General features: G+C 38.6%; 1 protein-coding gene. It reads right to left on the reverse strand.

The features are described 5' to 3' along the window. The coding region (locus FF105_RS11575) for a pseudouridine synthase (protein ID WP_290046934.1) at nucleotides 1-485 on the reverse strand (485 nt) is incomplete at both ends.

A 485-nucleotide genomic window follows, 5' to 3' on the forward strand; every position in this document is an offset into this window, starting at 1 on the left:
AACCCACGTTACATAAGTTCGTACAATCCGTTTATCTGCTAACATTCTATCTAGAATTGGTACCACGACGGGGTTCTTTGCTACAATTACTAAACCTGAAGTTGCTCGATCTATCCTGTGAACCATATAAGGCTGATCACTGACCTTTCGCTGAATAAACTCACCTGCTAAATAGTTCAACAAAGTATCAGTTTCCGTTGGCGAATGCGGATGCATTTTCATTCCTGCAGGTTTATCAATAACAACCAAGTCTTTATTTTCAAAAATGATATTTACCGACTTCTGATGGTTGGGTAGATAATTTGATTCACTAGTACGAAAGTCATCTGCATCGAAATTAAGCTGCAACTGATCCCCTGTTCGTAATTCATAGTTGGTAGGTACAATAATATTGTTCACACTAAAATGCTTTTTAATTCGCAAAGCGCCGCGAATCCTTTGTGGCACGTACCATTTTATCAATAGTTCCTTAACAGTTTGGCCAG

This window comes from Leuconostoc sp. UCMA20149 (genome assembly GCF_030400235.1).
GTDB lineage: Bacteria > Bacillota > Bacilli > Lactobacillales > Lactobacillaceae > Leuconostoc > Leuconostoc pseudomesenteroides.